Genomic DNA, 15,737 nt, shown 5'->3' with positions numbered 1-15,737 from the left:
CGCCGCGGGCCGCTGGACCGCCTCCTCGCCCGCGTCGCGCCGCTCGCCTGGCCCCTCGCGGCGCCGGCGGCCGTCGCGCTCGTGGCGCTCGCCGTCGCGCGCCAACCCTCGACGGAGGTCGCGCTCTCCGCGCCGCCGCCCGCGCGCGCGCGACTCGGCCTCGTCGCGCCGACCGCGCGGGACGTCCGCGTCGCGGGCGACTTCAACGGCTGGCGCCCCGAGGCCACCCCGCTCGCGCGCGATCCGGACGGGCGCTGGCGCGTCGAGATCCCGGTCGAGCGCGGCCGGCGCTACGAGTACATGTTCGTCGTGGACGGGGCGTGGGTGACCGATCCGACCGCCCGGGCCCACGCCGCCGACGGCTTCGGCGGCCAGAACGCGATCCTGGACACCTGAGTGGCGCCGCTGCTCCTCGCGCTCGCGATCGCCGGAGGCGCGACCGAGCACGGACGGCTCGTGCTCGGCGCGGGCGCGGTGACGGGATGGGCGAACGATCCCTTCGTCGGCGCGGGCCTCGGCGGCGGGCCGGTGCTCGCGGTCTCCCCCGACGCGCGCCTCGACCTGTCGCTCTCGCCGCGCCTCAAGCTCGCCTTCGGCGGCGACCTGTCCTGGCTGCGCTTCACCGGCGCCGACTTCGAGGCGCTCGAGAGTCGGGCGCGCGCCGAGGCGCGCCTCGTCGTGCGGCGCGTCGACCTCTCGGTCGAGCTCTCGGCGGGCCACAGCGAGTACTCGCGCGCCGTCGCGATCGCCGAGCTGTCCGCCTCCTCGTCGATCACCTCCACGGAGAGCGTGGTCCTCGCGCCCGGGGCACGCCTCCGCGCCGGGCCCGTCGCGCTCCGCGGCGCCGTCGAGCTGTCCACGCGCTGGTCGGAGGCGGACGACGACGTGAGCGAGCGCGCGTTCGCGCCGTGCGCGGGGCTCGAGTGGCGCGTGCACCGGCGCCTCGAGGCGCAGGTCGCGGCGCGGCACGAGCGCGTCGCGAGCGCGCGCCCCGACTTCGCGCGCGTCTCGACCGGCGGCGAGGCCGTGCTCTCGGCGGTCGCGATCGAGGAGGGCCCGCTCGAGGTCGCGTGGCGCGGAGGGCGCGATCGCATCCGCTTCGACACCGGCGTCGCGGAGACGCTCTCGCACGTCACCCTCGAGGTCACGCACCCCGTCGGTCAGGTGATCGGGATCGTGGCGTGGTCGTGGTCGCGGAGCGAAGCCGACGGCGCGGCCGGCGCCTCGCGCAACGCCGTGTACGCCGGGCTGCGCGCGCGATCGAGGGCGCTCTCGTGGTGAACCGGCGCCCACGCCCGCTCCGCGGCTGGTGCCGCGCGGCGCTGCTCGCGGCGGCGCTCGGATGCAGCGGGGCGCCGCGGGTGCGCACCGCGGTCGTGGAGGCGCGCGGCGGCGCCACCGTGTTGCGCTACGACGGGGCGGCCGACGCGGTATACCTGCGCGGCACGATGACGGATTGGGAGCCGCTCCCCCTCCGGCGCGCCGCGTCGGGGTTCGCGCTCGCCGTCACGCTCTCGCCGGGGCGCTACGAGTACCACCTCGAGATCCACCGCGCCGGCATGATCGAGATCGTCGTGCCCGTGGGTGCGGAGCGGACGGCCGACGGCTTCGGAGGAGAGAACGCGATCCTGCGAGTGCCGTAACCGCTCGAGGATCGCGTCGTCCGGGAAGACAAGCCGTCTCACCGCCCCACGCCCACCGATGCTCTCCGCGCTCTTCCTCGCCACCCTGCTCGCTCCGCCGGACGCCGGCGTCCGTCCCGCCCCGGCGCCCGTCGAGCTCTCGCGCCCCGCCGCCACGCCCGTCGAGGAGGCCGTGCTCGCCGGCGTCCCCGCGAACCTCGCCCGGGAGCTCGCGGCGCGGGCGGAGGCGCGCGGCGTCGCTGCGGAAGCGGTCCTCGCACCCGTCGTGAAGGCGGCGCGCGCCGGGGTCCCGGCCGCGCCGGTCGCCGCGAAGGTGCTCGAGGGGCTCGCGAAGGGCGTCGCCGCGGACCGCGTGCTCGCGGTCGCCGGCGCGCTCGCCGATCGCCTTCGCCAGGCGGCCCTCCTGCTCGAGGAGCGTGGCGCAGCGGGGGTCGGCGACGACCCGGCCGGCGACCCCGCCAGGCGGGCGGGGATGCTCGCGGATCTCGCCGACGCGCTCGGGGCAGGCGTACCGCCGGCCGCCGTCCGCGCGCTCGTCGAGGCGGCCCGGGCCGCCGGCCGCCGCTGCGACTCCGTCGTCGCGGCGGCGCGCACCCTCGGGGAGCTGGCCCGCCGCGGGATCCGGGTCGCCGACGCGATGCCGCTCGCCACGGCCCTCGCGGCGCGCCCCCCGCTCCCGACCGGCGAGATCGCGCAGCTTTACGATGCGTACCTGCGCGAGGGCGGCGAGGGCGCGGGGCCGTTCCTCGCCGAGGCGCGGCGGCGCGCGGCGCGCGGCGAGCCCCTCGAGGACCTGGTCGATCACTTCGGGGAGACGCCGGACCACGTGAACCGCTCGCGCGGCGCCCCGTCGTCGTCCCACGGCGATCTCGGCCGCGGCCATGGCCGCGGCGACCTGGGCGCGATCCCGGGGCTCGACACCGGGCGCGGGCGCGCCCGCGGCCACGTGAAGTGACGGCGCCCCCGGCGCGGGGCGGGGTGGGCGCCTCGCGCCTTGTGGCCCCGCGGGGGCCGGGCTAACATCCCCGCGTGGCCGAAGCCGCCCCCGCCGTCGTCGCCGAGTTCAAGCCCCACCTGTTCGGGAAGTTCTTCCTCCTCCAGCGCCTCGCGATGGGAGGCATGGCGGAGATCTTCCGCGCCCGGGTCCCCGGCGCGGACGGGTTCGAGAAGGAACTCGTGGTGAAGCGGATCCTGCCCGCGCGGGCGCAGGACGGCGGCTTCATCAAGATGCTCGTGAACGAGGCCAAGCTCACGGTCCAGCTCACGCACTCGAACATCGCCCAGGTCTACGAGTGCGGGCGGATCGACGGGAACTACTTCATCTCGATGGAGCTGGTGAACGGCGTCTCCCTCAAGGAGATGATGCAGGCGTTCTCCCGCGCCGGGCAGGCGATCTCCCCGGAGCAGGCGATCTTCACCGTCCTCCAGCTCCTCACCGGCCTCGACTACGCCCACAAGAAGACCGACGCGCAGGGACAGCCGCTCCAGATCGTCCACTGCGACGTGTCGCCGGACAACGCCCTCGTCTCGTGGGAGGGCGAGATCAAGCTGCTCGACTTCGGGATCGCGCGCGCCGCGACCGGCCTCTCCAACTACAAGGAGGGCATGCTGATGGGGAAGCTCGGGTACGTCGCGCCCGAGCAGGCCTCCGTCGAGCGGCGGTGGGACCACCGCGTCGACATCTTCGCGGCGGGCATCCTCCTCTACGAGCTGCTCACGAAGCAGAAGCCGTTTCCCAAGGCGACCGACGTCGAGTCGCTCGTCCAGTCCCGCAAGGCGCGCGTGGTCCCGCCCACCTCGATCGACCCGCGGCTCCCGCGCGAGCTCGACGGGATCGTCGCGAAGGCGCTCGCCTACGATCCGGACCGGCGCTACGCCGACGCCCGCTCGTTCGCCGACGCGCTCGTGGACGTCCTCTTCCCCACGCCCCAGTCGTCGATCCAGGATCTGCTCGGGCGGCAGATGCAGCAGGTGTTCGCCGAGAAGATCGGCCGGCAGCGGAACGCGCGCGCCCACGATCCGCTCATCATGAAGGTGCTCGCCAACGTCGCCGCGCAGCAATCCGCGGCGGAGTACGAGCGGCTGAGCGCCGAGGCGACTCCCGGGCCGGCGGGGTCCCGCACGCCGTTCGAGCCGCGGGCCGCGGCCGCGGAGGTGCCCGCCGTCGAGGCCGCCCGCCCCCGCGCCCGGCGCCCGAGCCGGCCGCGCACGGTGATCCGGGAGGGCGGCGTGCGGCTCTCGACCGCGATCCTCCTCGGCCTCGTGCTCGCGGTCGGGGGCGCGGCCGGGCTGCACTACGCGGAGACGTGGCTGCGCCCGGGCGTGCTGGTGGTGACGTCGGAGCCGCCCGGCGCGGCGGTGACCCTCGACGGCGCCGCCACCGGGCAGGTCACGCCGGCGGTCCTCGAGGAGGTGCCGCTCTCGCGGCGACACGAGATCGTGCTCGAGGGCGCGGGGGTCCGGGGGGCCGGGATCGCGGTCGAGCCCGTGCCTGGGGGGATCGTCCGCCACGTCCACGCGCGCCTCCAGAGCGCGCTCGGGAGCGTGACGATCCGGAGCGTCCCGCCCGGCGCGGAGGTGCGCCTCGACGATCGCGTCGTCGGCACGACCCCGGTCACGGTGCGGGCGCTCCGGATGGACGAGCGGCACCGGTTCGACCTCGCGCTCGTGGGCTACGACCTCGACCAGTTCGTGGTCCTGCCGGAGAAGGACGGCGTCGAGTTCTCCCGGACGCTGGCGCGGACGGGCGCGCGGCCGAAGGAGGGCTCGCCGGCGGGGAGTCGACGGGAGAGCCACCGGCCGTGAGGGCGGGATGAAGCTCGTGATCGAGGACCAGGCGGGGACGCGCTCGGAGGTCACGTTCACCGGCGACGAGATCGTCGTCGGGCGCGGCACGGACGGCGTCACCTTCCGGATGCTCGATCGAGACGTGTCGCGCCGCCACGCGCGCTTCGTCCGGTCGAGCGGCGCCGTCTTCGTCGAGGACCTCGGGAGCCTCACCGGCACGCGCGTGAACGGCGAGCGGCTGTCCGGGCGGAGGCGGCTGCGCGACGGCGATCTCGTGGAGATCGGCGACTACGATCTCGCGATCGTGCCCGACGGCGACGGTGATCGCGGCGAGGCCGCGCCCCCGACCTCCGCTCCGGTGATCGCGCCCGCCCCCGCGCCGTCGCCGCGGAGCACCCCGACCGCCCCGACCGTGGCGGCTCCCCGCACCGCGGCCTCGCCGCTCCGGCGCGCGCTCCTCATCGGCGTCGTCGCCCTGGTCCTCGGGATCGCCGCGGGGATCTCCCTCGGGCTCGCGATGCAGGCGGCGCCGCCCTCCGCGCCGGCCGCACCGGCGCGGTAGACGCGTCACTCTCCGGTGAAGCGCGGCGGGCGCCGCTCCTCGCGGGCGCGGCGCCCCTCGACGATGTCCCGGCTCTCGAAGGCGCGCCGCCGGAGGTCCGCGATCTCCGCGCGCTCGGCGTCGGACAGGCCGCGCTCGTGCGTGGCCTCGAGCAGGTCGAGGATCCGCTTCATGCCCTGGACGGCGAGGGGCGCGTTCGCGCCGATCTCCGCGGCGAGCGCGAGCGCCTCGCGCTCGGCGTCCTCCGCGGGCGCGACGCGGTTCACGAGCCCCCAGGCGAGGGCGGTCTCCGCGCTCACCGGCCGGCCGACGAAGAACAGCTCGCGCGTCCGCGCGGCGCCGACGAGCCCGAGGAAGCGCCGCAGGCCGCCCTCGGGGTAGACGACGCCGAGCTTGGCGGGCGGCATCCCGAGCGCGGCGCCCGCCCGCGCGACGCGCAGGTCGCAGGCGGAGGCCAGCTCGAGGCCGCCGCCGTAGGCCGAGCCGTTCAGGTACGCGAGCGTCGGGCAGGGGACGGCGGCGAGCACCTCCGCGGCGCGCTCGACGGCCTCGTCCGGCCGCAGCCCGCGCCGGGAGGTCTCGCCCATCTCGTCGAGGTCGAAGCCGGAGGAGAAGGCGACGGGGCCCGCCCCGCGGAGGACGACGCAGCGCACCCGCGCCGCGGCGGCGGCGAGGCACGCCTCCTCGAGCTCCTCCAGGGCCTGGAAGCCGACGGCGTTCCGCTTCGCGACGTTGTCGATGACGAGGACGCGGACGCCGTCCCGATCCTCCGTGCGGATCCTGGGCGTGCTCATCCGAGGACCACGAGGACGTCGCCCTCCGCGACCGGCTGACCTTCCTTCACGCGGATCTCCTTCACCGTCCCGCCGGCCTCGGCCTCGACGGGCATCTCCATCTTCATCGACTCGAGGACCACCACCACGTCCCCGGGGTTGACCGTGTCCCCCGGCCTCTTCTCGATGCGCGAGACGGTGCCGGTGATGTGGGCGGCGACCTGGGGCATGGCGGGATCTCCGGTCGGGAGCCGAGCGCTGCGCGGGAGGGTAGCCCCGCGGGGTCCGCGGGGCAACGGCGCGGCGTGGTCGAGCTTCGCTCCCGGGGGCGGGGCGGCGCGGGCTCGGCGGTCCATGCAGGACTCGTACGTCGAGACCGGAGCGCTCGCTCCGCCCGGACCGGTCACCGCCGGACATGAAGAGGGGTCCGCACGGCTGGCGGACCCCCTTTCGCACCCGGGTGGACGTCCTGCTCCCGGATCACCGGCTGGAGGCCGGCTTCGCGTGTGGATCACCCTTGGGCACTTCGGGCTCGTCCGGCAAACCCCTCGCGCGGGCCTCCCCGGCGGAGGCGGCCGGCTTCGGGGTCCGCCGCTCGCGGACGGCGCGGATGGTGTCCGCCAGGTGCTGATAGCTCACAGGCTTGTGGAGGAGGTGAGCGACGCCGAGCGAGGCGAGCCGCTCGCTCTCCAGCTCGCCGCCGGAGGTGATGACGACGATGGGCAGGTGGGCGAAGCGGGGCTGGGCCCGGATCCGCTCGATCATCGCGACCCCAGACAGGACCGGCATGTAGAGGTCGGTCACCACCACGTCCACCGGCGGGGCGCGGAGGAGCCGGTCGAGCGCGCTCGCGCCGTCGCTCGCGACCTCGATGCCGAGCCCGGTCAGGTGGTCGGTCTCGGAGAGCCGCCGCAGCGCGGCCGCGTACATCGACGCGACGAGCGCGTTGTCTTCCACGAGGAGCACGCGGAACGATGGGTCGGTCGGACGGGCGGACGCCAGGCGGCGCGCCACCTCGACGAGCCGAGCACGATCCTCGTCGAGGTCTCGCGGGACCGACACCGCGACGCCGCCGGGCTGACCGGCGCTCACCGCTCGCCGTCGGAGGATCTCGACGGTCACCTCCACCGGCTCCAGGAGCTGCGGGAACGAGACGACGAGCGTCACCCGCTCCCCGACCCGGAAGTCGCGCTCCGTCCGGATGAACAGGCCTCCCTCGGAGAGGTTCTCCGTGTAGTCGAGGACCGTCTCGGCTCCGAGGTACTGCACCGCAAGGATGAGGGGGAAGCGGGGGTGGGCTCTCCGCTCGCTGTCCATCTGCGCTCCTCGATCCGCGCCGTGGGCGGCGCGACCACCCGCTGGGTGATGGCGCCAATGTACGCCCTTCTGCCCCCCGCGTCCGCTTCCCGACCTCTGCCGTTCCCCCGTCGCCATGAGGGAAGGTGTGGTGAGCGTTCCGCGCCCCGGAAGGGCCAGCGGTCGCGGGTCATTCGAGCCGAGCGAGCCGAGCGAGCCGAGCGAGCCGAGCGCTGGCGACGTCGCCCCTCTCGGGCGCGGTCCGCGCCGTGGGTTGCGGCTCCGGACCTGCGGCGGCTATCGTCGCCGCGTTCTCGCCCTTCACGGGGAGCGTGGTCCGGTCCGGCTCGCCGGCCGGCCGAGGGAGGTGCCTTGGACACGATCGAGGGCAGGGTGGCGCTGGTGACGGGCGGCGGGCGGGGGATCGGCCGGGCGATCGCGCTCGCCCTCGCCCGGGAGGGCATGCACGTGGCGATCGCCGCGCGCACCGTCCCGGAGATCGAGGCGGTCGCGGCCGAGGTCGCGGCGCTCGGGCGCCGCACGCTCTTCTTCCCCCTCGACGTCTCGGATCGCGCGGCGCTCTCGCGCGCGCCGTCCGTCGTCGCGGCGACGCTCGGGCCGGTGGACGTCCTCGTCAACAACGCGGGGATGCACACCTCGGGGCCGGTGCACCGGATGGACGACGCGAGCTGGGACGCGGTCCTCGCCGTGAACCTCACCGCGCCGATGCTCCTCTGCCGCGCGTGCCTGCCGGCGATGTACGAGCGGGGCTTCGGACGGATCGTGAACGTCGCGTCCGTCGCCGGGAAGATCGGGATCAAGTACGGGGCGGCCTACTCGGCGTCGAAGCACGGGCTGCTCGGGCTCACGCGGAGCCTCGCGCTGGAGGCGGCGAGGAAGGGCGTCACGGTCAACGCCGTCTGCCCGAGCTGGACCGAGACGCAGATGCTCGACGAGGCGGTGGCGGCGATCGCGGCCGCGACGGGCAGGACGGAGGCGGAGGCGCGCGAGGCGATCCTGCGTGCGAACCCGCTCGGCCGCGCGGCTTTGCCGGAGGAGGTGGCGACCGCGGCCGTGTTCCTCGTGAAGGACGCCGCGGTGACCGGGCAGGCGATCCACGTGGACGGTGGAGAGGTGATGGGGTGAGAGGAGCGCCCCGCTCTCCACCCCGCCCGAACGCGAGCCCGGTCTCTCGCCGCCCCCGCCGCCCGTGAGGGCGCGGCGAGGGCGCGGCGAGGAGCCCGAGGGCTACTTCCGCTCCGGGACGCCCTTGATGACGAACTCGACGCGGCGGTTCTGCTCGCGCCCCGCCGCCGTCCGGTTGTCCCCCACCGGCCGGGCCGAGCCGTAGCCCGCGGCCTCGAGCCGGGAGGCGTCGACACCGCGCGCCACCAGCGCGGCCTTCACCGCCCCGGCGCGCTCCGCCGAGAGCTTCCGGTTGAGGTCGGCCCTGCCCGTGCTGTCGGTGTGGCCCTCGATCACGATTACGCCGGCGCCGGGGTTCGCCTTGATGAGCGACGCGATGTCGTCGAGCAGCGCGTTCGAGCGCTCCTGGATGCTCGCCTTGCCCGGGTCGAAGAAGACCTTCTCCTTGATGTCGATCTTCCCCTTCTTGATCTCGGCGCGCGCGGGCGGCGGGCAGCCCTGGTACTCGGGGAGCCCCTTCACCGTGGGGCACTTGTCGTCGAGGTCGGGGATCCCGTCGCCGTCCGAGTCCGGGCAGCCCTTCGTCGCGGCCGGCCCCGGCTGGAGCGGGCAGCGGTCCTGGCCGTTCGGGATGCCGTCGCCGTCGTCGTCGAGGTTCGGGCACTGCGCGGGCGTGTGGCGCTGGCCCGGCGCGCAGGGATCCGGGGGCGGGCGGACGGCCGGCTTCGCGGCGACCGGCGCCGGAGCGGCGGGCTGCGGGGCCGGCGCGGCGGCCGGCGGCGCGGTCGGTCGCCGCGTGGCGAACGCGACCCCGGCGAGGACGCGGAAGGTCGGGGTGCCCGGCGCCTCCATGAACCCGGGGCCGGCCAGGGCGTAGAGCTCCGCCGGTCCCATGGCGTACCGCGCGCCGCCGAGCACCTCGGCGCTCTGCGAGAGCCCGTCGAAGTTGAACGCGCCGCGGGCGGAGAGCTCGAAGCGGAGGGGGGCGCCGGTGGTGGCGGCGACGACGCCGGCGAGCACCTCGTGGGAGAGCCGCTCACCATTCGTGAAGATCGCGTCCTCGGTGCGGAGCCGGCCGCCGACGTCGGCGCCGAGCAGGAACCCGCCGAAGCGATGCCCGACCTCCACGTGCGGCGCGAGGATCCACCCTCGGTTCGCGCCCCAGGCCATCACGTTGTCGTCCCACTGCGGCTCCACCTGGAGGCCGACGGCGAGGTTCACCGGCGCGCCGCGGTCCTGCCCGAGCGCTCCCCAGCGCAGCCCGACCACCGGCGCGCCCACGCCCGCCTTGTCCGCCGAGCCGAACACGCGGTCCCCGGCGCCGCCGTTCTGGTAGGCGACCACCGGCAACCCGAGGCCGAGCTCGAGGTGATCCCACAGGCCGAAGGCGGCGTTCAGGTGCGCGGTGAGGCGATCCTCGACGATCCGCGAGCCGAGGGTGCGCTCCTCGCCGAGCCCGCGCCCGCGGATGTCGCCGTCGCGCGTGAAGACGAGCGGATCCTTCTCCCAGTCCATGGTGACCGCGGCGCGGACCTCACCCTGGGTGAGCGGCTCGCCGGTCCCGACCACGAGCGACCCGCGCGCGCTCGGATCGAGCCAGAGCCGCTCGAGATCGAACTTCGGTCGCGTGAGCTGCTGCGCGCTCGCCGCGCTGGCGCACGCGAGCCCGGCGAGCGCGAGCGCGATCCGTGAAGCCGCCGATCGCACGTCCATGTACGTAACCCCACTCGGCGGGCCCCTCGACAGCGAGGTTGCGTCCGAGGGCCCGGCCTCCGCGCACTTTAGCGCATACCCCCCTAGGCGCAACCCCGCCATGGTCGAGCCGCCGACATGGTGGGGCGGCGGGGCGCCTTGACTCACCCGGTCGGCATCTGGTTCTCATCGATCTTCACGACATTTTTGCGTCCCCGCTCAAGGCGGGAGGCGCGGGGCACGCGATGCAGACCAAGTTCCTCCTCGGCGAGAACCAGATCCCGACCCATTGGTACAACGTCATCCCGGATCTCCCCGGCCCGCTCGAGCCGGCGTTCCACCCCGGGACCAAGAAGCCGGTCACCCCCGAGGATCTGCTCCCGATCTTCCCGATGGCGCTCGTCGAGCAGGAGGTTTCCCAGGAGCGCTGGATCCGGATCCCGGACGAGGTCCGCGAGATCTACCGGCTCTGGCGGCCCTCCCCGCTGTTCCGCGCGCACCGCCTCGAGCAGGCGCTCGGGACGCCGGCGAAGCTCTACTACAAGTACGAGGGCGTCTCACCGGCCGGCTCGCACAAGCCGAACACGGCGATCCCGCAGGCCTACTACAACAAGCAGGCCGGCACGAAGCGCATCGCCACCGAGACCGGCGCCGGCCAGTGGGGCTCGTCGATCGCGCTCGCGGCGCGGATGTTCGGGCTCGAGTGCACGGTCTACATGGTGAAGATCTCCTTCACCCAGAAGCCGTACCGGAAGAGCATGATGCAGCTCTGGGGCGCCGAGGTGATCGCCTCGCCCTCCGACCGCACCCAAGTCGGCCGGGCCGTCCTCGCGAAGGACCCGCAGAACCAGGGCTCCCTCGGCCTCGCGATCTCCGAGGCGGTCGAGGACGCCGTGGGCCGGGAGGACACGCACTACGCCCTCGGGAGCGTGCTGAACCACGTCTGCCTGCACCAGACGGTGATCGGCCTCGAGGCGAAGGAGCAGCTCAAGCTCGCGGGCGACTACCCGGACGTCGTGATCGGCTGCCACGGCGGCGGCTCGAACTTCGCCGGCATCGCCTTCCCGTTCGCGGCCGACAAGGCGGCGGGCAAGCCCGTCCGCCTCCTCGCGATGGAGCCCACCTCCTGCCCGACGCTCACGAAGGGCGTCTATGCGTTCGACTACGGCGACAACGCCGGGATGGTGCCGATCATGGCGATGTACACGCTCGGGCACGACTTCATGCCGCCCGGGATCCACGCCGGCGGCCTGCGCTACCACGGCGCCTCGCCGCTCGTCTCCCAGCTCGTGAAGGCCGGGATCGTCGAGGCGCGCGCCGTCGGCCAGCTCTCCTGCTTCGACGCGGCGGTCCAGTTCGCGCGGACGGAGGGGATCATCCCGGCCCCGGAGTCCTCCCACGCGATCCGCGGCGCGATCGACGAGGCGCTCCGCGCGAAGGAGGAGGGCAAGCAGCGGACGATCCTCTTCAACGTCTCCGGCCACGGCCACGTGGACATGGCCGCCTACGACGCCTACTTCGCGGGCCGGCTCGAGGACTTCGACTACCCGGCGGACAAGGTGAAGGAGTCCCTCGCGCACCTCCCGCAGGTGAAGCGCTAGGGCCGGCGTCCGGCGCGGGCGGCGATCCGCGGCGGCGGACGCCACCCGCCGGCGCGAGGTGATGCCATCGAGGCCTCCCGGCGCGCGATGCGCCGGGAGGGCCCCATCCGAGCGTCCCATCCGGCGACGACGACGCGCTACCAATGGGGGTGTCCGGCTTTCCGTCGTACCCCCATCGCACGTCCCGGCCCTCTCCCCGGCGCCGTGGACCGGAGGTGCAGGATGCCCCGCCTCGTCGCCGCCGCGCTGCTCGCCGCCCTCGTCCTGCCCGCGCACGCGCAGGAGAAGGTCCGGCTCGGGAACCTCAAGTTCGCGCACTACGGTGCGGTCTCCTTCATGAAGGACCACTGCCGGAAGTTCGGCCTCGACGTCGAGGAGATCGTCTTCCCGAAGGGGATCGACATCTTCCCCGCCATCGTGCGGGGCGAGGTCGACCTCGCCGCGAGCGCGGCCGACGCCGCCATCGCGAACCGGTCCGGCGGCGGGAAGATCTACGTGGTGGCGGGCTTCGCGAAGGGCGGCGCCCGGATCGTCGCGGCCTCCGACCAGCACATCACGAAGATCGCCGACCTCAAGGGGAAGAAGGTCGGCGTCGCCCGGGGAGGCGCGCAGGAGCTGCTCCTCCTCGCCGAGCTGTCGAAGGCGGGCCTGACCTGGTCGGACCGACCGGGGAAGGACGTGCAGATCGTCTACCTCCCGTTCGCCGACCTGAACCAGGCGCTCCTCCAGAAGCAGATCGCGGCGATGTGCCAGTCCGAGCCGCAGTCCTCGCAGGCGATCAACAAGGGCTTCGGCAACGAGGTGATGAAGCCCTACGACACGCCGCTCGGCGAGCCGGTGCGGGTGCTCGTCATGACCGAGAAGCTCTACCGGGAGCGGCCCCAGGTCGCCCAGAAGGTGCTCGACTGCTTCGTGGACGCCACGAAGACGTTCCTCCAGGACCCCGCGCCCGCGCAGCGGTACGTCGTCGAGCAGATGTTCAAGGGCCAGATCACCCCCGCCGACTACCGCGACGCCATCTCCAACTCACCCTTCACCTACGACGTCACGGTGGAGCACATCCAGACGACGACCGACCTCATGGTGCGCTACGGCGTCGGGAAGCTGACCGCGCCGCCGCGGGCCGCCGACTGGGTGAAGCTCGATCTGCTCCAGAAGGCGAAGCAGAAGGCGGGCGTGAGGTAGCCGTGGACACCGTGAAGCGGCTCGCGCGCGCGCTGATCGTCCCCGTCCTCTTCCTCGCGGCGTGGGAGGGGATCTCCCGCGCCGGCTGGGTCTCCCCCATCGTCCTCCCGGCGCCGTCGCAGGTCTTCCTCCGCTGGATCGCGTACGCGCGGCCGCTGCAGCCGTACGACCCGTCACAGGGGAGCTGGATCGCCTGGGCGTTCTCGGGGGAGCTCCCCCAGGACGCGGCGACGAGCCTGCTCCGGGTCGCGGGCGGGTTCGCCCTCGGGGCCGGGCTCGCCCTCCCGCTCGGCCTCCTCATGGGCGCGAAGCCGGCCGTCCACGAGCTGTTCAACCCGCTCGTCCAGGTGCTCCGCCCGATCCCGCCGATCGCCTTCATCCCGCTCGCGATCCTCTGGTTCGGGCTGGGCGACCCGCCCGCCTTCTTCCTCATCTCCCTTGGCGCCTTCTTCCCGGTGCTCATGAACACCATCGCCGGCGTGCGGAACGTGGACGGGATCTACCTGCGCGCCGCGCGGAACCTGGGCGCCTCGGAGTGGACGCTCTTCCGGCGGATCATGATCCCCGCGGCGATGCCTTACATCCTCGCCGGGCTCCGGATCGGCGTCGGGGTGGCCTTCATCGTGGTGATCGTCGCGGAGATGATCGCGGTGAACGCCGGGCTCGGGTACCGGATCCTCGAGGCGCGCGAGTACTTCTGGTCCGACAAGGTGATCGCCGGGATGATCTCCATCGGCCTCGCAGGGCTCGGGATCGATCTCGTGATGAACCGGCTCAACGCCTGGCTGCTGCGGTGGCACCGGGGGGTGGAGGGATGAGGATGGCGACCCACGCCGCCCCCGGGCCCGCCGCCGAGCCCGCCATCCGGATCCGCGGCGTCCGCAAGGCGTTCACGACCGGCCGTCGCGAGGTCCTGGCCCTCGACGGGATCGACCTCGACGTCGCCGCCGGGGAGCTCGTCTGCCTCCTCGGGCCGTCCGGCTGCGGGAAGTCCACGCTGCTCAACGCCGTCGCCGGGTTCTCGCCGCCCACCGCCGGGACCATCGTCGCGAACGGCCGGCCGGTCACCGCGCCCGGGCCGGACCGCGCGATGGTGTTCCAGGAGTACGCGCTCTTCCCGTGGATGACGGTCGAGCGGAACGTCGCGTTCGGCCTCGAGATGGCGGGCGCGTCGCGCCCGGAGATCCGGGCCCGGGTGGACGCGCTCCTCGAGAAGCTGCGCCTCTCCGACTTCCGCGATCGCTTCCCGAAGGACCTCTCCGGCGGGATGCGCCAGCGCGTCGCCATCGCGCGGGTCCTCGCCATCGACTCGCCGATGCTCCTCATGGACGAGCCCTTCGGCGCGCTCGACGCCCTCACCCGCCGGAACCTGCAGGACGAGCTGCTCCGGATCTGGGCCGAGCTCCGGAGGACGATCGTCTTCGTGACCCACGGGATCGAGGAGTCGATCTACCTGGCGGACCGGGTCGTGGTGATGACGTACCGCCCCGGGACGGTGAAGCGCCTCGTCCCCATCGCCCTCCCGCGCCCACGGGATCCCTCCTCCGCCGAGTTCAACGCGCTCAAGCGCGAGATCTCGGCGCTCGTGATGGAGGAGCAGCTCCGGCACGAGCAGGCCGAGGGACGCGCGACGGCGGATTGAAGGCGACACCCGCTCGCATCGTGCGACGGCCCCCCCATCGAGGCGCGTTCGTCGAGCACGCCCCCCTCTTCCCGCTCACCCCACGGGTTCCCGCCCGGCGCGGGAGCTTCCGACGCGGGCGCGCCGTCTCCATGGTCGGCCAGTGGCGCGACGGGGTTCTCCCGCCGCGCCGAAGGAAGGTCCCCCATGTCGCCCCCGCGATCCGTCCTCGCTGCGCTCGCCGCGCTCGCCCTCCCCCTCGCCGCGCACGCGGGCGCCCCCGGCGCGCCGCCGCTCCTGGACGAGCGATCCATCGCCGCGCTGGCGATCGCCCTCGCCCTCTCGCCCGCGCCGCAGCTCGGCCCCGGCGGCGACGCGGAGGACGGCGCGCCGACCCTCGAGCTGTCCGCGACGGTGCGCGCCCGCGCCATCACCTTCGAGGAGGTGCCGCGGGTCCGGGTGAGCCTCGCCGGGACAGGGCCGCTTCGCGTCCGCTGGGCGACGGCACGCCTGAACCTGCCGGATCGGATCGCGCCGGGGGCCGTCTACCGGGACGTGGTGATCCAGCTCCGGGTCGAGAGCAGCCCCGAGCAGGTGGAGGCGCTCCTCGCCGACGCGCGGCGCATGGCGGCCGGGGTCCGACTCGCGAAGGAGCCGGCGCCCGCGCCCGCCGCGACCTTCGGCCAGCTCCCGGCGATGCCGTCCGTGCCCCCGGCCGTCGCGCCCGCCGCGGCCGTGACGGCGCCCGGCCCGTTCCCTGCGTCTGCACTCCCCGCGTTCGCGCCGCCTGCCCCGCCCGCCGCGCCGGCCCTGGCGCCGGCCGGTCCGGTGGCGCGCTGATCGAGGGAATCGGTGACCGCGCTCTTGCTGTCACTCCTGCTCGTGTCGCCGCCCGCCCCCGTGGACGGCCATCGCGGCGCGCCGCGCGCTCCGGCCACGAGCGGCTTCGACACCTTTCTGTTGCTGCCGCTCCTCATCCCCATGCCGCTCCCCATCGCGGTCGTGCTCCCTGCGAAGCCGCGCGCCACGCTGGCCGCGTCGGCCGCACGCGAGGCGGAGTCCGCGCGGCGTGAGACGGCGCGGCGGACCGGCCGCCGCCTTCCAGATCCCGCTCTTCACCGGAGGGTCCCGAGATGATCCCGCTCCCGTTCGTCCTCGCCGCCGCGGTCGTCGTCGCGCCGCCGGAGGCCGCTCCCCCGGGGCCCGTCGTCGAGCGGCTGATCACCGCGGCCGGCGTGACGAGCGGGCCGGACGTGCCTGTCCGGCTGCGCGTGGATGGGGAGGCCGCGGCCCTCCGGGCGGCGGTCGAGGCGCTGCGCGTCGAGGTACGGCTCGTGGTGCTGCCGCCGTCCGCACCGTCGGGCGCGGCCGCGGCGGTGCCCCCCGTCACGCCGCCGCCCGCGGCCGCCGCCGCGCTCGGCGCGCCCGCTC

The 15,737-nt window shown here is 74.6% G+C and carries 17 protein-coding genes and 1 pseudogene; 14 read left to right on the top strand and 4 right to left on the bottom strand.

The genetic code is table 11. From position 1 onward, the window contains the following. The 6 genes from MNZ27_RS20725 to MNZ27_RS20700 form a co-directional block, all read left to right on the top strand. A partial coding sequence (locus MNZ27_RS20725; RefSeq protein WP_242395988.1) for an isoamylase early set domain-containing protein occupies nucleotides 1–396 on the top strand: 396 nt, incomplete at its 5' end. Continuing rightward, complete coding sequence (locus tag MNZ27_RS20720; RefSeq protein ID WP_242395987.1) at nucleotides 397–1,281, top strand: hypothetical protein; 885 nt, start codon at nucleotides 397–399, stop codon at nucleotides 1,279–1,281. Next, a complete protein-coding gene (locus tag MNZ27_RS20715) occupies nucleotides 1,278–1,643 on the top strand; it encodes a glycogen-binding domain-containing protein (RefSeq protein WP_242395986.1) in 366 nt (121 codons plus the stop codon). The genes MNZ27_RS20720 and MNZ27_RS20715 overlap by 4 nt, the downstream gene beginning before the upstream one ends. A gap of 58 nt (nucleotides 1,644–1,701) precedes the next feature. Next, nucleotides 1,702–2,598, top strand: coding sequence for a hypothetical protein (locus MNZ27_RS20710; protein WP_242395985.1), 897 nt, complete (start codon nucleotides 1,702–1,704; stop codon nucleotides 2,596–2,598). Nucleotides 2,599–2,672: 74 nt separating this feature from the next. Further along, entirely contained in the window at nucleotides 2,673–4,448 is a 1,776-nt protein-coding gene (locus MNZ27_RS20705) for a serine/threonine-protein kinase (RefSeq protein WP_242395984.1), read from the top strand. Nucleotides 4,449–4,455: 7 nt separating this feature from the next. Next, on the top strand, nucleotides 4,456–4,992 hold the full coding sequence (locus MNZ27_RS20700) for an FHA domain-containing protein (RefSeq protein ID WP_242395983.1): 537 nt from the start codon (nucleotides 4,456–4,458) through the stop codon (nucleotides 4,990–4,992). Between the two features lie 5 nt (nucleotides 4,993–4,997). On the opposite strand, the gene MNZ27_RS20695 is transcribed toward MNZ27_RS20700, so the two are convergent. The 3 genes from MNZ27_RS20695 to MNZ27_RS20685 all read right to left on the bottom strand — a co-directional run bounded on the left by MNZ27_RS20695 (nucleotide 4,998) and on the right by MNZ27_RS20685 (nucleotide 7,082). Then, the gene (locus MNZ27_RS20695; RefSeq protein WP_242395982.1) at nucleotides 4,998–5,786 is read right to left on the bottom strand and encodes an enoyl-CoA hydratase/isomerase family protein; all 789 of its coding nucleotides are present in this window, start codon (nucleotides 5,784–5,786) and stop codon (nucleotides 4,998–5,000) included. Next, the gene (locus MNZ27_RS20690; protein WP_242395981.1) at nucleotides 5,783–5,995 is read right to left on the bottom strand and encodes an acetyl-CoA carboxylase biotin carboxyl carrier protein subunit; all 213 of its coding nucleotides are present in this window, start codon (nucleotides 5,993–5,995) and stop codon (nucleotides 5,783–5,785) included. The genes MNZ27_RS20695 and MNZ27_RS20690 overlap by 4 nt, the downstream gene beginning before the upstream one ends. Nucleotides 5,996–6,245: 250 nt before the next feature. Next, nucleotides 6,246–7,082, bottom strand: a complete 837-nt coding sequence (locus MNZ27_RS20685) for a response regulator (RefSeq protein WP_242395980.1) — start codon at nucleotides 7,080–7,082, stop codon at nucleotides 6,246–6,248. A gap of 351 nt (nucleotides 7,083–7,433) precedes the next feature. Here MNZ27_RS20685 and MNZ27_RS20680 point away from each other — a divergent pair, with 351 nt between their 5' ends. Next, entirely contained in the window at nucleotides 7,434–8,207 is a 774-nt protein-coding gene (locus MNZ27_RS20680) for an SDR family NAD(P)-dependent oxidoreductase (RefSeq protein ID WP_242395979.1), read from the top strand. A gap of 102 nt (nucleotides 8,208–8,309) precedes the next feature. Here MNZ27_RS20680 and MNZ27_RS20675 read toward each other — a convergent pair whose 3' ends face one another. Continuing rightward, complete coding sequence (locus tag MNZ27_RS20675) at nucleotides 8,310–9,920, bottom strand: OmpA family protein (protein WP_242395978.1); 1,611 nt, start codon at nucleotides 9,918–9,920, stop codon at nucleotides 8,310–8,312. A gap of 224 nt (nucleotides 9,921–10,144) precedes the next feature. Here MNZ27_RS20675 and MNZ27_RS20670 point away from each other — a divergent pair, with 224 nt between their 5' ends. From MNZ27_RS20670 to MNZ27_RS20640, 7 genes and pseudogenes are all read left to right on the top strand, one after another. Further along, complete coding sequence (locus MNZ27_RS20670; protein ID WP_242395977.1) at nucleotides 10,145–11,500, top strand: TrpB-like pyridoxal phosphate-dependent enzyme; 1,356 nt, start codon at nucleotides 10,145–10,147, stop codon at nucleotides 11,498–11,500. Between the two features lie 222 nt (nucleotides 11,501–11,722). Next, nucleotides 11,723–12,685 (top strand): ABC transporter substrate-binding protein, encoded by a 963-nt coding sequence (locus MNZ27_RS20665; protein ID WP_242395976.1) that lies wholly within the window; start codon nucleotides 11,723–11,725, stop codon nucleotides 12,683–12,685. A gap of 2 nt (nucleotides 12,686–12,687) precedes the next feature. Next, complete coding sequence (locus MNZ27_RS20660) at nucleotides 12,688–13,503, top strand: ABC transporter permease (RefSeq protein ID WP_242395975.1); 816 nt, start codon at nucleotides 12,688–12,690, stop codon at nucleotides 13,501–13,503. 2 nt (nucleotides 13,504–13,505) lie between these two features. Then, nucleotides 13,506–14,327 carry an ABC transporter ATP-binding protein gene (locus MNZ27_RS20655; protein ID WP_242395974.1) on the top strand — a complete coding sequence of 274 codons (822 nt, stop codon included), beginning with the start codon at nucleotides 13,506–13,508 and terminating at the stop codon, nucleotides 14,325–14,327. 186 nt (nucleotides 14,328–14,513) lie between these two features. Beyond that, complete coding sequence (locus MNZ27_RS20650) at nucleotides 14,514–15,146, top strand: hypothetical protein (protein WP_242395973.1); 633 nt, start codon at nucleotides 14,514–14,516, stop codon at nucleotides 15,144–15,146. A gap of 12 nt (nucleotides 15,147–15,158) precedes the next feature. Further along, a complete protein-coding gene (locus MNZ27_RS20645; protein ID WP_242395972.1) occupies nucleotides 15,159–15,443 on the top strand; it encodes a hypothetical protein in 285 nt (94 codons plus the stop codon). Beyond that, a pseudogene (locus MNZ27_RS20640) lies at nucleotides 15,440–15,737 on the top strand (hypothetical protein); the annotation flags it as partial. The gene MNZ27_RS20645 and the pseudogene MNZ27_RS20640, both read left to right, overlap by 4 nt.

The organism is Anaeromyxobacter oryzisoli (genome assembly GCF_022690765.1).
GTDB lineage: Bacteria > Myxococcota > Myxococcia > Myxococcales > Anaeromyxobacteraceae > Anaeromyxobacter > Anaeromyxobacter oryzisoli.
This window is presented reverse-complemented; position numbering and strand designations above follow the sequence as displayed.